This is a genomic window from Cohnella sp. GbtcB17 (assembly GCF_019091135.1).
GTDB lineage: Bacteria > Bacillota > Bacilli > Paenibacillales > Paenibacillaceae > Cohnella.
On the sequence record NZ_JAGXJW010000324.1, the window covers coordinates 1 to 255 of the forward strand.

General features: G+C 58.8%; 1 rRNA gene. It reads left to right on the forward strand.

The window, feature by feature from the left end:
* Positions 1 to 154: 154 nt before the first annotated feature.
* Positions 155 to 255 (forward strand): 5S ribosomal RNA (rrf, locus tag KVT38_RS33855); the annotation flags it as partial.

The following is a 255-nucleotide window of genomic DNA, read 5'->3' on the forward strand; positions in this document are numbered from 1 at the left end:
CGGTCGAGGGCTTATCCTACGGTTTGCTTCAAGCAGACCAGCGGCAAGCCGCACAGGTGAAGAGAATTTCTAGCGCAGGTTCGTTTCGCATCCGGTTTTCAGGGCGCAAGCTCTGTAAAGCTGCAAAGCTGGTTGGCACACGCCAAACAGTAGGTCTGGTGGTCATGGCGGAGGGGTCCCACGCGTACCCATCTCGAACACGACCGTTAAGCCCTCCAGCGCCGATGGTACTTGGACCGCAGGGTCCTGGGAGAG